The organism is Aquimarina rhabdastrellae (assembly GCA_947387485.1).
Lineage (GTDB): Bacteria > Bacteroidota > Bacteroidia > Flavobacteriales > Flavobacteriaceae > Aquimarina.
The window spans coordinates 46425-62078 of record CANDNT010000004.1 but is presented as its reverse complement, the minus strand read 5'-3'; the positions used below and the strand labels follow the sequence as shown (position 1 = coordinate 62078).

Genomic DNA, 15654 nt, shown 5'->3' with positions numbered 1-15654 from the left:
GTCTCTTTGTCAAACTATAACAAAAAAAAATCAAGATGAACAATAACGATAATATTTGGTATTCTGGAGATTGGAAACAACAAAACAATGATAGAGTACCGTATAATGGAGTTAAAATTGAAGGGATAGGAAATTATTCAGCCCCTACGAGTCCTCCTACTACACAAAACTTAGTTTCTGTAGATGTCACAGTTACAGATTATACAAAAGATCCTAAAGGAGTAGCAAGTATAGTCACACTTAGTCGCACAGGAACTTGGTATGATATTCCGATTCCAGAGAATACACATATATCTCCGCCACAACCTAATTCAGATTTTACTATTACGGATGTATATTTAACAGGTTTGGGTAAATTAAAATTAGAAGTAACAACTACAGGAATTTATTTAAGAATTCAGTTTAGATATGGAGAAGAAAACAGAACAAGAGAAGAGTTAGGTTTTATTCTAAAGTTTAGTGAAACCTACGAACAAGGAGGGTACTAATATGTGTATTTAGACAATAGGCTTTTAACTCATGTTTACAGATTTTTATTTTACGAATTTATCTACTACTGGAACACATCAACAAATTGTTTTTTATCAAGAAGCAATCACGAAATTAAGAAATAATACAAGGCATTGTATAATGATAGAACAATGTCAATACAATTGGTCTCAAAAGTTTAGACTCTATTGGGATTTAAGTTTTCGGTTAATAAAAACGTCAGGAGTAATAACATCACCATATCAACTACAATCATGCTGTGTAAAGCATCGCAAATTTTTCTTTGTTTCTAAAGAAGGGACTATAGTCATGCAACAAAAGTATCGCTGTGGCGATTTGATTCTTGATTTTAAACAATTAAAAGGAACAGGGTTTAAGACGGTACAACTTTACAGAGGAAAAATGATGGTAGAAGAACATCAAGTGGATGATGGACATATTAATCTACAAATTGAAAGTATTATCAAGATAGGAGTAAAGAACAAAGATAGTAATCATGATATAAATACGAAGCTAAAAGAAGTGTTAAGCTTTGATTTTATAGGGTTAAAATCGGTTTATATACAGCTGGTTGAGAATAAAAAAGAAGGAAACAAAATACAAATTGGAAGCATAAATAAATGGTAATCTTAATAAAAATAGTATGCAGTGTTATGTCGTTTTATATTCTCAAGAAGGATATTTTATAATTTTTGAAAAAAGAGAAAAAGCATTTTTCTTTCACAGTAGTAATCAATCAGGGACAATTTACCCGCCAGATGGTATAACAATAACTAATGGAGGTGGTTTATATGCATTTCCAGGAGGGAAATTAGATACGGGAGAAGAACCTTTTAAAGGATGTTTAAGAGAGTTTAGAGAAGAATGTGGTAATAGTATTACATTTGGATACACACCAGTTAATCAACCACAATCCTTAGTAACATTAAGTTCTGTAACTATTGATACTGCTCAATATAATATTTTATTAAGCCTTTTACATACTGTAGAAAATAACTATTATACATTATATCTCGAATTTACTACAAATAACCTAAGACAGATACAAAATATCATCACTAACACCAATTTTGATCAAGCCAATCAAGCTAGAAGAGATATACATTATAATGAAATAAGAAGCTATAATGAGATTTTTGAAGGATATCCGTTTTGTCCTCTGGATGATGAGCTAGGTTTTTCAGAGTTATGGTTGATAGATAGAGAAATTAACGAAATAAGAAGGTTAAAGGATAATCAAGCTACAGATTGGTATTATGATATGATTATGTATTTGGCAAATGATATACTAGATAAAAATATATCATAGTCTTAGATTAGCATTTAAACACAATGGAAGTAGAAGTAAAAATATGGGAAGATCAATTTTTTGATGAAGCTAATGATAATTTGGTTATTTATTTTGAGATTCCCAATTATACGACGGAGGTAGAGTTTCAAATTTCTACCAAAATATATTGGAAGAAAAGAGAAGTAGATATTTATATACCACCTAATGTTTTTATTGCTAGTCCAAGTATTCTAACATATACCTTCCAGAATGAGATAACTATTAAAGGTACTTTAGAAATAAAGAAATTTAGTAATTTTCATTCTAGAGATTCCTTAGGGATTTTTGCAAACCTATATTATTATAAGAAAGGGAAAGTTAACTATGTATGGCATACCGAAGGGTTTTTAATTAGTTTTGCTCCTATAATTCCTGTTCCAGATGAGGTAGAAATCATCAAAATTCAGGATAAAGAGCCTATAACTCCTGTAGAATCGAATATTAGTGCAGATGCTTATAGTGATTTATTTCCTTATATATATGTATCTGGTTGGCCTAAAATCCCTATTTCAGAAAAGCTAACAAACTTTTTTTACTATACGCCATTTAATACAAGCCCTCCCATATACTTTTTTATTACTCAATTATATAAGCTTAATAAAGCACAAGATCGTCAAGGAATGCAATCCGAAGCCGTATCTTTTATAGAAGGTACCCCTCCATATCAATCGCAATATGTATCCAACGTAAATGAATTAGAAGGATATATAGGTGATTTTAAATCGTATTATGAGTATTTAAATAAAGAAAAGAGCTTAACATTAATAGTATCTCAAACCTGCATCTTTTTTAAAACAGATGTTACTGATTTTTCTAATTACCTTAAGACAAATACCTATTTAGGAAATAAAGAACGTTTATGGGAATCCTATGATGCTTTGGTTATCGAAATGGGATATGACAATGATAATTTAATAGCAATTATAGAAGTACTAACACTTTGTAATCTTCTAGAGTTTGTTTTTAATAAAGAAATAGAAAAGCTAGATGAAGCAGTATTGAAATCACTTTTTAAAGCAACAATTGTTTTAGATAAAAATATATTTCCGTTACCACCATATACTGCATCCCCACCAATAGAAAACCCTAAAGGAATATGGCCCTATGCTATTGGAGATTTACAATTAGTAAAGTATAAGTTAAAACGATATGAATTAGGAGAATTGGCAAGTGTTACTAGCATTATGCCTGGTGAAAAAAGAAAATTAGTAAATAGAAAGCTTGATCGAGTTATAGACAAAGACATTGTAAATCATAGTTCGCAAGAAGAATCGTTTACTGTAGATAGTGAGAATACTAATGATTTTAATGAAGAACTGTGGAATGCTATTGCAGAAACAACAGAAACAACAAACTATCCAGATCCAGGGTTAGTTTCGAGTTATGGCCCCCCTACAAATATTACAATAAAAGGCGTTTACACGAAAGCAAAAACGACACAGACACCAGAAAAGAAACAAGTAGCTTCTTTTGCCAAAAAGGTACTGAGTAAAGCAACGCAAAAAGTATCAGAAAAAGTAAATAGAGTACGGATTCATACAGCTTTAAAAGAAGCTGAAGATACTTCGGTTAGTGTAATTAATAATAGTGATAGTAAAGAAGCAGTATATGGAATGTACTCTTGGTTGAATAAAGTATATGAAACCAAAGTAATCAACTATGGAAACCGTATGCTTTTTAATTTTAGTATTCCATATCCAGCAAAAGCTTATATAGCGCAAACAAAAACCTTAAGTGGAGTTAATATAGAAGAACCAAAATCACTTGAAGATTTTAAAATCAATAACTATCAAGATATAACAAAAGATAATTACTTATCACTTACGCAATATTATCAATTAAAGAAGTTTCCGTTATATCCTCAAGAAACGATAGTTGTATCAGATGTGATTACTTTATCACAAAGTAAACTGATCTCCTTACCAGATAAGTATTTTGCTTCTTCGGCAACATTAGAATATGCTTTTGGATCTGGAGAGACAAAAGCTATTGTAAGTGGCTTTATAGGGCAACATACGTTTACATTAAAACAAGAAACAGCAATTATAGGTACAAAAGAATTTGATACTTTGGATAACGAACAAGATAAAATAGCGATTAGCGCTGTAGCCAATCCTAGTATTCAAATGTCGCCACCTAATGCCGAAATCGATTTTCAAATGGGAGTACAGATAGCATGTGTTCCTTTGGCAACAACTATTTTAACTTGGCAAATAGCACTATATCAACTATTGCATGAAGCTTATGTTAAAAAAGAAACAGCATATAATGCCAGTATAGGATCATCAAATGATAATAAAGAAACGATTAACCCATTAACTGAACGTGCTATTGTAAAGCGAGAATTAGAAAAAGACATTAGACAACAATTGCTTGAAAATGCAGTAGCACAAAAAGGACTTCCTTTAAGTCTTATCAATGCTAATAAAGATGCTTCAATAGCATATAATCAACAAGAAGTTATACAATACATCAATAATGCTTTAGAATGGGATGAGATGTCGTATACATTTTTTGATGAGTATGATAATCACAATGGTATTTTTACTGTTTCTTCGGTATCACAAGATTTTTTCTCAGCCTTTCTTAAAGCTAGTTCTGCTAGTGTGATCATACCTGTTAATCCTGAATTTAATCAAGGGTTTTTATATTTTTTGAATACAGGAATAGTTTGGTCTTCAAAGGGTAACCTAACACCTTGCTTTGATGATACAGAAAACTCGGTATATCCAGATCAACAGTCTATTGTTTACGAGATTAAAAAAACGTTTTTTGACACCCCTCTTTTACCTAAAATAGTAGATGAATGGGAAGTAGTGATTCCTACATGTATGCAAATATTACAAGACAGAAAAACTTTAAAAATTAAAATACATGAATGATCCTAATTTTTCATTAATGGATGTGGTTTTACCTGTAGGTGCTGTAACAGCTTTTGTAGGAGATGTAGCAAGCTATCAACAATCAAAAGGAGATACAAGTACGCATACTACAGCACCTATAGAAGCTTTTGGTTGGATGCTTTGTGATGGATCTTCTTTAAAAGCTAGTGAATACCCAGAGTTATATAGCGCTTTAGGAGATCTATATGGAAGTTCGGGATCAGGAAAAGATTTAGAATTTAATCTACCAGATTTAAGAGGACAATTTCTAAGAGGTATCGGTACAGATAAAGCGAGCATAGAAGATAGAACTAAAGCACCAGGTGGAAAAGAAGATGGAGTAGGGTCAACACAAAAAGATGCTTTACAAAAACATCAACATGTATATACCAAACCAACAGGTACTCCTGCTCCTGGAGAAAGTGCTGAAGGAACAGCAACAGTAAATACTGAAGCTTATACTGGTCCGCCTACCAGTGAAACTGATAAATCAGCTATAAACGTAAGTCAATATGAAACAAGACCTGTAAATGTTTTTGTAAATTACTTAATAAAGTATACGTATAAGTTACCAAAGTTTAATCACTTCCCCCAAGTATAGTCTAAAGAAAGATGAAACCTATAAAAAATGTGTTCATGTGTTTGGTTCACGAAAACCAAGATTGCATAGTAGATTTAATTAGAAACCTAAAATATTTAGATCCTCAATCAACCATTTTATTATATAATGGGGGAACTAGAACTGATTTACTAACTTCTTTTCCTTTCGAAAAATATGGAGTTGTAATTCATCCTAATCCAAAACCTTTAAAATGGGGATGGCTACATGATTTTGCTATTGATTGTATGGAATATGCTATTAATAATCTAGAGTTTGATACGATCACTGTAGTAGATTCTGATCAATTGGCATGTGGGAGAAATTATTCGGGTTATATTACAGAGACGTTTTATAAGCATCCTAATTTAGGAATGTTAGGCCAAGTTGCGACCAAAATTGATAGTACCACAACCATAGATCCTGTGATAACTGCTTATCAAGAAAAAGCATTATGGCAACCTTTTTTGGATCAATTGCCTAATGGTAAAGATGCTTTTTTGTATTGGACTTTTTGGCCTTCTACAGTATTTACATATACAGCTTCAGAAGCATTGGTAAAGCTTTTTAGAACTAATAAGGCATTACAAGAAATTCTAAAAGAGACAAAAATTTGGGCAAGTGAAGAAATCATATTACCGACATTGACTGTTGCTTTGGGATTCTCAATTGTAGAAAACCCATGTAACTATGATTATGTTCAATACAAAACTTTTTATGAAACAAAAGATATTCAAGATGCATTAGAACATAAAAAAGCATTTTGGATACATCCAGTATCTAGAGCTATAAGGGATAAAAATAGAAATACAATTAAAACACATTTTAATAATTATATAGAAGAATTCTCAAAACAAGTTTTAGAATTTGTAGAAACGCTTCGTCCTAAAATAGCAATGATAGAAGGATGGCTATACGATGATGAGGTGGGATTGTTGACATCACTAGCTTTTCAAAAAGCAAAAAATGTAAAAAATGCTGTTTTTGTAGAAATAGGTAGTTATTGTGGTAAAGCAACTGCTGTTCTGGCATCAGTAACTAAACACGTTAATAATCAATCCAAGATTTTTGCTATAGATGATTTTACAGGGAAATTAGGAGCAGAAGATGTTATGATTCGTCAATACGCACCAAGTTATGAGAAATTTAAAACTAATCTTAAGCAATTACAAGTATTAGATCAGGTTGAAATAATAAAAGGAACTTCTCATTTGACAGATTTTGATAATAAAATAGATTTTATATTAATTGACGGATTACATGATTATGCAAATGTAGCACGTGACTTTTTTCATTTTGAAAAGAATTTTAAAGAAGATACTACGATACTTTTTCATGATTATTGTATAGGATATCCAGGAGTTATGTCTTTTGTAAAAGAGTTAATACATCAAGGTGTTTATAGTGTAATAAAACATACAAATTCGCTAATCGCATTACAAAAGAAACAACGTCTAGCGTTTGAAGATAATTATAAAATAGAGTCACCAAACATAGAACATCAAATTAAAGAATATCCGTTGGTGAGTTGTATTATGCCTACCTATAATAGAGCAGAATTTATTGAAAATGCAATAGATCAGTTTCTGAATCAAAGTTATCCCAATAAAGAATTAATAATCATTGATGATAGTGAAGTTGCTATAGAACATCTAATTCCCGATCATCCTTTGATTAAATATGCGTATTTACATAATAAATTGGATATAGGAAGTAAAAGAAATATGGCGTGTAAAATGAGTAATGGAGATTATATAATTCATTTCGATGATGATGATTACTATGCTCCTCAATGGGTTGAAAAACAAGTGACTTTCCTTAGAGCAAATGATTTGGAAGTAACCGGATTAAATAAACCATTATTTTATGAGAAGTATAACACAAAACTATGGAGGTATAATTACCCAGATAATCATAAACCATGGGTGTATGGTGCAACGTTATGTTATACCAAAGAATTATGGAAATCCAATCCTTTTCCTAAACTACATTGCGGGGAGGATAATGCTTTTGTTTGGGCAGATAGGATAAAAAAGATACAAGCAAATACGATTAAAGATGGCTATATAGGTCAAATTCATGATAAAAATACCAGTCCCAAAATGACAAATGATGCTAGATGGGAAATAGTAGAGGCTGGTGATATTTCAGATGAAGTATTAAGAAGGTTAACGAATTCTCCACCTATTCCTGAAAATGTAGAAAAGTAAAATGATTTATCATAGACATTCTTTTTTAAAGAGCATTAATTAATATTGTATTTCTCATAAGAACTTTTAGATTTGCAAATCTAATTTCAGCAGTATGATAACTGTTGAATTATTACTTTAAATTCTAATAACAATCAAATAAATTGAACAATGAAAGTTAAAAAAATTAATTCAGTATTTATTTTATTATTAATCTTAACAAGTTTAAGTTGCTCAAATTCAGATGACGATAATGTTAATGAAAATATAAATGAAGATGTTACTGAGTATGCTATGACTGCTAAAATTAATGGAGTTTTGCATCAAATGAATAATCCTTTTGGGACTAATGAAGCTACAAGTAGTATTTATTCATATTATCCTAATGATCAGTATATAATGTTACAAGGACGATTTGGAGGTGTGTTTGGGACACCAGAAATTGATATTTGGATTAATAGAAATGATTTGGAAGTAGGAGTATATCCTGTAGATTTAGATACTAATGCAGTTACAACACATATTGATTTGATTGATAATTCTAATGATGTATTGGGAGAACCTGTAAGTGAAAATACAGTATCTGGATTTATATCAATTGATTTTATAGATTTAGAAACAAAGAAGATTAGAGGAACATTTGAATTTAATACAATTGATGGTGGATCTGAAAATGATCCTATTAACTTTAGAATTACAGAGGGGACTTTCAATTATGTATATGATGTTGAATAAAAATATATCGTGAAATAATTAAAACGGGATCTTTAAAAATAAAGATTCCGTTTTTTTGTGAAATAAGAATAAAGTTAAACCATAATGATATTTATAACTAAAATCATTTAAGTTGAAAATTGATGTAACATAACCGTATATTTTTAACAATAAATTATACAAGTTTATATTGAGCTAACTTAAAAATTAGTAGTTTTAGCTAAACTATTCGGTACTACTATAACTAAGTGGGTTAGTCTATGAATTTCTTCAGTAAAAATATACTCTCTTTATCCGTTTTATTGTTATGTACGATAACAATGTTGTCCCAAAAAACGATTATTGATAGCTTAGAAAATAAACTTTCAATACATAAAATAAAAGATACTACCAGAGTAAATCTCCTTAATGAATTAGCATACTTATATTACAGAAGAAATATAACCAAAACCAGTGAGTATACTGATGAATCTCTGGATCTTGCAGGAATTATTGATTATAAAAAAGGCAAAGCAAGAAGTTTATATATCAAAAGTATAGTTGCTGGAATTAAATCAGAATTTGAACTATCACTACAATACCTAAATGAAGCAATAGACATCTATAAAGTAATAGATGATAAAAATGGTATTTTTAGTTGCTATAATGGTATGGGGATAACTCATTTTTATCAGGGTGATTTTGAGTTAGCTATTACCTATTATAAAAAAGCATTATCAATAGATAATACAATGATCCTTGAAAAAGATATTATAAAAGGGCTAATGAATATAGGTAGTGCTTATGTTCAAATGAGTGAACATGAAAATGCATTGTTTTATTATGAAAAAGCATTAGCAAAATATAAAGCGAATAATGATGAGATCGGACTCGCTAGTTACTATCTTAATGTAAGTAATATATACATAGATCAAGGTAACTATCCAATTGCTCTGGAGAGTTTAAATAAAGCCTTCTTTCTTAAAGAAAAACAAGGAGATGCAATGGGAATGTCGAGTGCTTTAAATAATATAGGATTAGTCTACTTGAATCAAGAAAATTATGATAATGCCATTACAAGTTTTAGAAAATCACTGGTGTTTGACAGAAAAAATGGTAATAAAAGGAAGATAGCCAAAACATTAAATAATATTGGGTTAGTTTATAAGAATAAAAAAGAATATAAAGTAGCACTTAAATATATTGAAGAAGGATTACAGATAGGAGAAGAAATCAATAGTAATGAACAAATAGCGTTATGTCTACATAATCAAGGGGAACTTTATGTCTTGCTTCATCAATACTCAAATGGATTAAAGAGTTATGAAAAAGCAAAAGAAATTTTTATTAAAAGTAATAATAAGTTAGGGATAAGCAGTTCTTATCTAGGAATAGCAAATATTTATTTTAATCAGAAAAAATATAAAAAGGCACTTATAACAGTTTTAAAAAGTATTGAGATTTCGAATGATTTAGGAGCTATAAAGTATCAAAGAAATGCACAAGAATTGCTTTCAAAAATATATGATAACCTTGGCGATTACGAAAAAGCATTTTCTAGTCATCGACAATTTAAGAAATTAGATGACAGTATTTTTAATAAAGAAAATATAAAGAAAATCGCAGAGTTAGAATACGAATATAAATATAAGCAAGAGTTAGATTCAGCTAATAAACGAGAATTAAAACTCACACAAGAAGTAAAAACAATATATAAGAACCTTGAACAATCACAACGTAATTTACTATTAGGAATTATCGCTTTTTTATTGATTATATTAGTGTTAGGAGTAGTTATATTTTCTTTGAAACTGAGAAATATAAAAACTACTAATCAAAACATATTGATAGAGCAAAAGCTTTTAAGATCTCAAATGACACCGCATTTTATTTTTAATGCACTTTCTGTTCTACAAGGAATGATTTTGAATAAAGAACAAAAGAAAGCTGTTTTTTATCTATCCAAATTCTCAAAATTACTACGAATCACATTAGAAAACTCTAGAGATAAGATTGTGCCACTTAATCAAGAATTGATGGCTGTAGAAAATTATTTAGCGCTTCAAAATATAGAAACAGAACATCCTATTACACAGACCATTTTGGTTGACCAAAATATAGATAGTACGGTATTTAAAATTCCACCAATGCTTATCCAGCCATTTGTGGAAAATGCTATTGAACATGGCTTTGAAAATCAAAAAGAAGATAAAAAAATAGACATCCATCTTAAGTTTATTAACGAAGAATTAATTTGTACTATAAAAGATAATGGTAAGGGAATTAATGCTCAAAAAGAAAATAAAAATAAAGTGAAAAAATCGATGGCAACAACGATTACTGTTGAGCGATTAAAAATATTATCAAAAGATTTTAAAGTAAAAGGAGCTTTGCTGATCGAAGATAGAAGAAAGTATAACGAAAAAGGGACAATAGTTACTTTGATCATTCCTTATAAAAATGAAGTAATATCATGAAGACATTAGTTATAGAAGATAAGGCATATATACGTAAAGGATTACTTAATCTATTAGAGTTAATAGCATCAGATATTCAGGTTATAGGAGAATGTGAGTCAGTAAAAGAAGCAGTTGTAGTAGCAAATGCTTGTAAGCCAGAGTTGGTGTTTTTGGATATTAATCTTACAGATGGTACTGCTTTTGATTTTTTAGGACAAACAGAAGAGCTTAACTTCAAAATAATTTTTATTACCGCCTATGAAGAATATGCACTACAAGCCATAAAAAAAGGAGCAGTAGATTATCTTCTTAAACCTGTTGATATAGAAGAATTACAGATAGCTATACAGAAAGTTGTTCAAAAACCAATAATAGAACAAAAGAAACAATTAGATACAGTAAAGCAATTATGGCAAAAAAAAGATTCAAAATTAATATTATCACTACATGATAGTTTTCAGGTAATAGATCTAGAAGAATTAATGTTTTGTGAATCCGATAAAGGATATACCTCTTTTTATTGTAGTAATGGTAAAAAATACGTAGCCTCAAAGACATTAAAAGAATTTGAAGAACGACTTTCTAACGCTAATTTTACAAGGCCACATCAATCATTTATGGTTAACCTCAAGTTTATTGATAAATATGACAAATCTGGAGTTATCTATTTAAGAAATGGGAAAAAAATCCCAGTCTCTTCACGTAAAAAAGATGCTTTTCTAACTACTTTTTTAAATACAAATACTACAATCAATTGAATTAACAGTTCAAAATGATTACTACTCTTTTTTAGTTTATACGGATGTTTTATGAACTTAAACGTTTATGTATTCTTAAGCATCAGAAATGAATTTGCTATTTCACTAGAGTCTTCTACCTCATACTTTTATCAAGGAGTTAAGCAGATATATAAAGCTTGACTATAGCGTTAATTAAAAAATGAAAATTAGATGAAAGTATTAAACGTTACACTACTAATGGTAGTATTAACAGTATTAGTGTCTTGTGGAGGGACTACAGACAAACAACCTGCCAATGCAGATGGTTTTGGAATCATAGAAAAAGAACTTAAAAGTAAGTTTGGAGATCAAGCATATTATACAAACCTAGTTATAAGTTACAATGATGCAATAGGAAATATAATAAGTGTAACTGCAACAGAAAACCCAGAATCATTAAAAATGGGTGAATGGAATCTAACCCAAAGCACTTGGAATCAAACTGCAGAAGTTTCTTTAGAAGTACCCGAAGGGAATAAAGCAGCCGATTTTATGTTTCAATTAAACGAAAAAATCAACCTGTCTAAACTTGGTGCATTAGTAGAAAAATCAAATAAACAATTAGAAGAGGAAAAAGGAATTAAGAATCCAAAATTACATATGGCGTTTATCAAGTTTCCTAAAAATGGAGAAATGTCAAAAACAGAATATTCAATCATGTTAAAGCCTGAAAATGGAGGGACAACATTTAGTTTTGATTATGCTTTAAATGGAGAACTATTACGCTTTGATTATTAATACATATGGATATTAATTAGTAGTGGTAAAATAATATAAAAGTAAGTGAATTATGGAAAGTATAATAACAGTTAATAATGAGTATAATTCTCTAGATAAGTTATACGAAAAGTTAAGAGAAAAATCTTCTTTAACATGTACCAAGGATTATGATAAGTGGGAAATGAGAATAGATGCTAATGGACAAATGGAACAGTGTATTATCTTAAAGAAAAGTGGGATGCACGGAGTGAAATTGTTCTTTACAGAAGCAAATAAGGTAAAAGTTAATCATATTATACCTAGTGCTATTATGAATGCGTATTTTGGTAAAAGCCAAAAAAAATATCAAAACGTTCTTGAAATAGTTACAGGAAAAATTAGAGATATCGTATTAGCACCATCACAAAACAAAGCATTTGAAGATTTAACACAAGAGATTAAGCAACTCACAATGTAAAACTAGCCAGAATAATTCGATTACAATTTGCTTGTAAAAAGTAGGGGAGAAGAAAAAAGGTAAAGAAAGTTGTTTTAAATAAGAGTATAATTAAAATAACAATAATCTTTACCTTTTTTATAACATTAACTAGCGTTATAAACACCAAAAATGGAGCGTCAATAATAAAGGAAATTTGTCTTTAATAAATGATTTGTAAATTAAGATGATATCACTTTGCTAAAACCTCCAATTTTTCAAAAACAATAACCTTATACATAGCACTTATAGGAACTTTTTTATTTTCAATTAGTAAATGTGTTTTAGTAGCTTTTGTGACTCTATCCAAATTGGTAATATATGATTTATGAGTACGTTGGAAGTTTTTAGATAATAGTTTAATAATATTAATAAGCGTTTCGGTGATCAGATACATTCTCGAATCTGTGAATATTTTTAAATAATTTCCAAAACTCTGAATGTACAGAATTGATTCAAATGAGATATTAACTGGTACCCCATCATGTTTTATTTGAAGCGTTTCACTTGCATTATTTTTTTTAGGCGCTATTATTTTTGATGCGGTAACTTTGTTTATGGCTTTTAAAAAGCGTTCGATTTTAATAGGTTTTAATAAATAATCCACAACACCATAATTATAACTTTCTAGTGCATATTCAGAGTAAGCTGTAGTTAGGATAACTTTAGGTGGATTTATCATAGAACGTAAAATTTCCATACCATTAAGTTCAGGCATTTCTATATCAAGAAAGATAAGGTCAACTTGGTTTTGCTGAGTAAAATTGACAAATTCAAGTGGATTGCCCGTACTTAATACTACATCAAAGTTGTTGATTTTTGAACAATAATCTTCCAATACTTTACGAGCTAGTATTTCATCATCTACGATGCCTATTTTAATCATTAACTATTTTTTTAATATTGAAATTGATAAATCAATAGATAAATTTACGCGAAATTCTTTTTTTGTATCACTTATTTCTAAGGAATGAGAATTAGGATACAGTAAATTTAAACGCCTTTTTACATTTTCAAGACCCATGCCTTTTCTCTTTGATACAGGAATAGCCGTAGGCTTTGAATTATTTACAAAAAAATAAAGAGTAGTGTTTTTTACAGTGACAGAAACATCAATGTTACTCTGTTCATTAGTGCTTTGAGCCCCATGCTTAACTGCGTTTTCAACAAACGGGATTAGTAACATTGGTGCAAGTCTTAAGTCTACTATATTCCCATTGATTAAAAAATCAATTGCACAGCGTTTACTCAACCTTTTATCTTCAAGTAATAGATAATTTTCTATAAACTCTAGTTCCTCTTTTAGTAAAACGGTATCTTTTTTAGAACTCTTTAATTGATGTCTCATTAATTCTGAAAGCTGCATTACAAGATCAGAAGTTTCAGGTGATTGTATTCTAGAAAGTGCATAAATACTGTTCAATGAGTTAAATAGAAAATGGGGATTTACCTGTTCTTTTAAATAATTAAGTTCCATTTCTCTTTGCAACTTATCTTTCTCAACATTTTCTTTTTGGATAATCATATTTCTTCTTAAAAGAAAAACGGCCATTCCAGTTCCAGTTGTATAAAGAAAAAAGAAAAATAGCTTAGAGATTTGATACCACCCTTTAGCATTGCCTTTTAGATAAGCAGCAAGCAATATACTGCTGATGAGTAATGTGCCATAAAAAAAGTAATTTCTCTTATCTAAGAAATATGGAATGAAAATAAAATGATTTATCCAAATGATAACCATGATATAGGCAGAAAAATTAAGATTCCATAAAAAGAAAGAATAGCTAGTATCAAATGTATCTTTGTTTAACCATCCACTCAATATTTCAAGTATGAATACTAACAAAAAGGCTCCTATGTTAATGTGTATAGTTTGTTTTAAAGATCTTTTAATCATAACACTTTATTAAAAACTAAAAGTAATATATATAACCACAGTTTTTCATATTTTTTATACAAAAGCAGTATATCAATGACGAAATGAGTTTATCATTTAATTGTTGGGTTTATCCTATTTAAAATAATAAGCTAAAGCTATACGCTAATTTTATCCAACATTTATAAATATAAAACTATGATATACAAACGAGAACTATCACTTTTAATATTAATTATAAGCTTAACTCAGAGCTTTGCTCAACAAAATGGCTCTCAAGATAATTTTCCAGTTATAGAAGATCGATATCTAGGCCAAAAAACACCAGGATTAACACCAGAAGTTTTTGCACCAGGTATTGTTTCGACAAAAGATAACGTAGAAAGCTTATTTACGTTTTCGCCAGATATGAAAGAATTCTTTTTCAAGAGGAAAGATGGTGGATATAAAAAAAGTACATTATTTGTTATGCGCTATAAAAACCGTGAATGGAGTCAAACATCTATTTTGTCGACTGATATAGATAAATATAGAGAACGATTTACTCCTGGTTTATCTGAAACCAAAAAAGCACCTTTAAAAGACATTCCTTTTACTGGTTTCTCAGCCTCGTCTAATGGGACATATTATTTCTATTTTATGAATAACAAAGGTGATGGACATATGAGTTATTCACGTTTTATAGATGGTAAATACGAACCCCTCCAAAAAATGAACAAGGAGATTAACTCTGGAAAATATATTGCACATCCGTTCATTGCTCCAGATGAATCTTATTTAATGTGGGATGCAGAAAAGGATGGTAAAAATATTCCTGATATCTATATTAGTTTTAAACAAGATGATGGTTCTTGGGGAAAAGCAATTAAGATGGGAGATAATATCAACACCGAAGCCTATGAACAACGTCCAAGAGTTACACCAGATGGAAAATATTTGTTTTTTTGGAGAGGAGACAAGAAAGTTAGAAAAGATGGAAGTAAATATTGGGTAGGAAGCCCATATTGGGTGGATGCTAAAATTATTGAAAATCTTAGACCTAAATAGAAATTGAACAGACCAAAAAATTAAGACATCTTGATATAATAAATATGTTAAGGTGTCTTTTATTTAAAATGAATTTAATAGGAGTAGAAGTACTTTTATTTATTAGGATGACAGTATGCT

14 protein-coding genes are annotated in these 15654 nt (G+C 29.6%); 12 read left to right on the top strand and 2 right to left on the bottom strand.

Annotation, left to right across the window (positions count from 1 at the left end; genetic code table 11):
* Positions 1-35: 35 nt before the first annotated feature.
* From ACYEKI_RS08915 to ACYEKI_RS08865, 11 genes are all read left to right on the top strand, one after another.
* A complete protein-coding gene (locus tag ACYEKI_RS08915) occupies positions 36-488 on the top strand; it encodes a hypothetical protein (protein WP_459210839.1) in 453 nt (150 codons plus the stop codon).
* A gap of 31 nt (positions 489-519) precedes the next feature.
* Positions 520-1116 carry a hypothetical protein gene (locus tag ACYEKI_RS08910; protein ID WP_459210838.1) on the top strand — a complete coding sequence of 199 codons (597 nt, stop codon included), beginning with the start codon at positions 520-522 and terminating at the stop codon, positions 1114-1116.
* Positions 1117-1132: 16 nt separating this feature from the next.
* Positions 1133-1798 carry an NUDIX domain-containing protein gene (locus ACYEKI_RS08905; RefSeq protein ID WP_459210837.1) on the top strand — a complete coding sequence of 222 codons (666 nt, stop codon included), beginning with the start codon at positions 1133-1135 and terminating at the stop codon, positions 1796-1798.
* 23 nt (positions 1799-1821) lie between these two features.
* The gene (locus ACYEKI_RS08900) at positions 1822-4701 is read left to right on the top strand and encodes a hypothetical protein (RefSeq protein WP_459210836.1); all 2880 of its coding nucleotides are present in this window, start codon (positions 1822-1824) and stop codon (positions 4699-4701) included.
* Positions 4694-5302, top strand: a complete 609-nt coding sequence (locus ACYEKI_RS08895) for a tail fiber protein (protein ID WP_459210835.1) — start codon at positions 4694-4696, stop codon at positions 5300-5302. The genes ACYEKI_RS08900 and ACYEKI_RS08895 overlap by 8 nt, the downstream gene beginning before the upstream one ends.
* A gap of 11 nt (positions 5303-5313) precedes the next feature.
* On the top strand, positions 5314-7509 hold the full coding sequence (locus ACYEKI_RS08890; protein WP_459210834.1) for a glycosyltransferase: 2196 nt from the start codon (positions 5314-5316) through the stop codon (positions 7507-7509).
* Between the two features lie 150 nt (positions 7510-7659).
* Positions 7660-8223 (top strand): hypothetical protein, encoded by a 564-nt coding sequence (locus tag ACYEKI_RS08885; protein WP_459210833.1) that lies wholly within the window; start codon positions 7660-7662, stop codon positions 8221-8223.
* A gap of 239 nt (positions 8224-8462) precedes the next feature.
* Positions 8463-10658: a tetratricopeptide repeat-containing sensor histidine kinase gene (locus ACYEKI_RS08880; RefSeq protein WP_459210832.1), complete on the top strand. Its 2196-nt coding sequence runs from the start codon at positions 8463-8465 to the stop codon at positions 10656-10658.
* Complete coding sequence (locus ACYEKI_RS08875) at positions 10655-11398, top strand: LytR/AlgR family response regulator transcription factor (RefSeq protein ID WP_459210831.1); 744 nt, start codon at positions 10655-10657, stop codon at positions 11396-11398. Before ACYEKI_RS08880 ends, ACYEKI_RS08875 begins: the two co-directional genes overlap by 4 nt.
* Before the next feature lie 192 nt (positions 11399-11590).
* Positions 11591-12157 (top strand): hypothetical protein, encoded by a 567-nt coding sequence (locus ACYEKI_RS08870; RefSeq protein ID WP_459210830.1) that lies wholly within the window; start codon positions 11591-11593, stop codon positions 12155-12157.
* A gap of 52 nt (positions 12158-12209) precedes the next feature.
* Positions 12210-12596 (top strand): hypothetical protein, encoded by a 387-nt coding sequence (locus ACYEKI_RS08865; protein ID WP_459210829.1) that lies wholly within the window; start codon positions 12210-12212, stop codon positions 12594-12596.
* A 211-nt stretch (positions 12597-12807) separates the two neighbouring features.
* On the opposite strand, the gene ACYEKI_RS08860 is transcribed toward ACYEKI_RS08865, so the two are convergent.
* Together ACYEKI_RS08860 and ACYEKI_RS08855 are read right to left on the bottom strand one after the other, a co-directional pair.
* A complete protein-coding gene (locus ACYEKI_RS08860; RefSeq protein ID WP_459210828.1) occupies positions 12808-13500 on the bottom strand; it encodes a LytR/AlgR family response regulator transcription factor in 693 nt (230 codons plus the stop codon).
* A gap of 3 nt (positions 13501-13503) precedes the next feature.
* Positions 13504-14508, bottom strand: a complete 1005-nt coding sequence (locus tag ACYEKI_RS08855; RefSeq protein WP_459210827.1) for a sensor histidine kinase — start codon at positions 14506-14508, stop codon at positions 13504-13506.
* Between the two features lie 177 nt (positions 14509-14685).
* On the opposite strand from ACYEKI_RS08855, the gene ACYEKI_RS08850 reads away from it, so the two are divergent.
* Complete coding sequence (locus tag ACYEKI_RS08850; RefSeq protein ID WP_459210826.1) at positions 14686-15534, top strand: TolB-like translocation protein; 849 nt, start codon at positions 14686-14688, stop codon at positions 15532-15534.
* The last annotated feature ends 120 nt before the right edge of the window (positions 15535-15654 follow it).

What these genes read in the sequence shown, in the direction of transcription:
- ACYEKI_RS08900 (WP_459210836.1), top strand. Translation starts at nt 1,822, where the DNA reads ATGGAAGTAGAAGTAAAAATATGGGAAGATCAATTTTTTGATGAAGCT.
- ACYEKI_RS08880 (WP_459210832.1), top strand. Translation starts at nt 8,463, where the DNA reads ATGAATTTCTTCAGTAAAAATATACTCTCTTTATCCGTTTTATTGTTA.
- ACYEKI_RS08885 (WP_459210833.1), top strand. Translation starts at nt 7,660, where the DNA reads ATGAAAGTTAAAAAAATTAATTCAGTATTTATTTTATTATTAATCTTA.
- ACYEKI_RS08915 (WP_459210839.1), top strand. Translation starts at nt 36, where the DNA reads ATGAACAATAACGATAATATTTGGTATTCTGGAGATTGGAAACAACAA.
- ACYEKI_RS08870 (WP_459210830.1), top strand. Translation starts at nt 11,591, where the DNA reads ATGAAAGTATTAAACGTTACACTACTAATGGTAGTATTAACAGTATTA.
- ACYEKI_RS08860 (WP_459210828.1), bottom strand. Translation starts at nt 13,500, where the DNA reads ATGATTAAAATAGGCATCGTAGATGATGAAATACTAGCTCGTAAAGTA.
- ACYEKI_RS08905 (WP_459210837.1), top strand. Translation starts at nt 1,133, where the DNA reads ATGCAGTGTTATGTCGTTTTATATTCTCAAGAAGGATATTTTATAATT.
- ACYEKI_RS08875 (WP_459210831.1), top strand. Translation starts at nt 10,655, where the DNA reads ATGAAGACATTAGTTATAGAAGATAAGGCATATATACGTAAAGGATTA.
- ACYEKI_RS08895 (WP_459210835.1), top strand. Translation starts at nt 4,694, where the DNA reads ATGAATGATCCTAATTTTTCATTAATGGATGTGGTTTTACCTGTAGGT.
- ACYEKI_RS08855 (WP_459210827.1), bottom strand. Translation starts at nt 14,508, where the DNA reads ATGATTAAAAGATCTTTAAAACAAACTATACACATTAACATAGGAGCC.
- ACYEKI_RS08865 (WP_459210829.1), top strand. Translation starts at nt 12,210, where the DNA reads ATGGAAAGTATAATAACAGTTAATAATGAGTATAATTCTCTAGATAAG.
- ACYEKI_RS08890 (WP_459210834.1), top strand. Translation starts at nt 5,314, where the DNA reads ATGAAACCTATAAAAAATGTGTTCATGTGTTTGGTTCACGAAAACCAA.
- ACYEKI_RS08850 (WP_459210826.1), top strand. Translation starts at nt 14,686, where the DNA reads ATGATATACAAACGAGAACTATCACTTTTAATATTAATTATAAGCTTA.
- ACYEKI_RS08910 (WP_459210838.1), top strand. Translation starts at nt 520, where the DNA reads ATGTTTACAGATTTTTATTTTACGAATTTATCTACTACTGGAACACAT.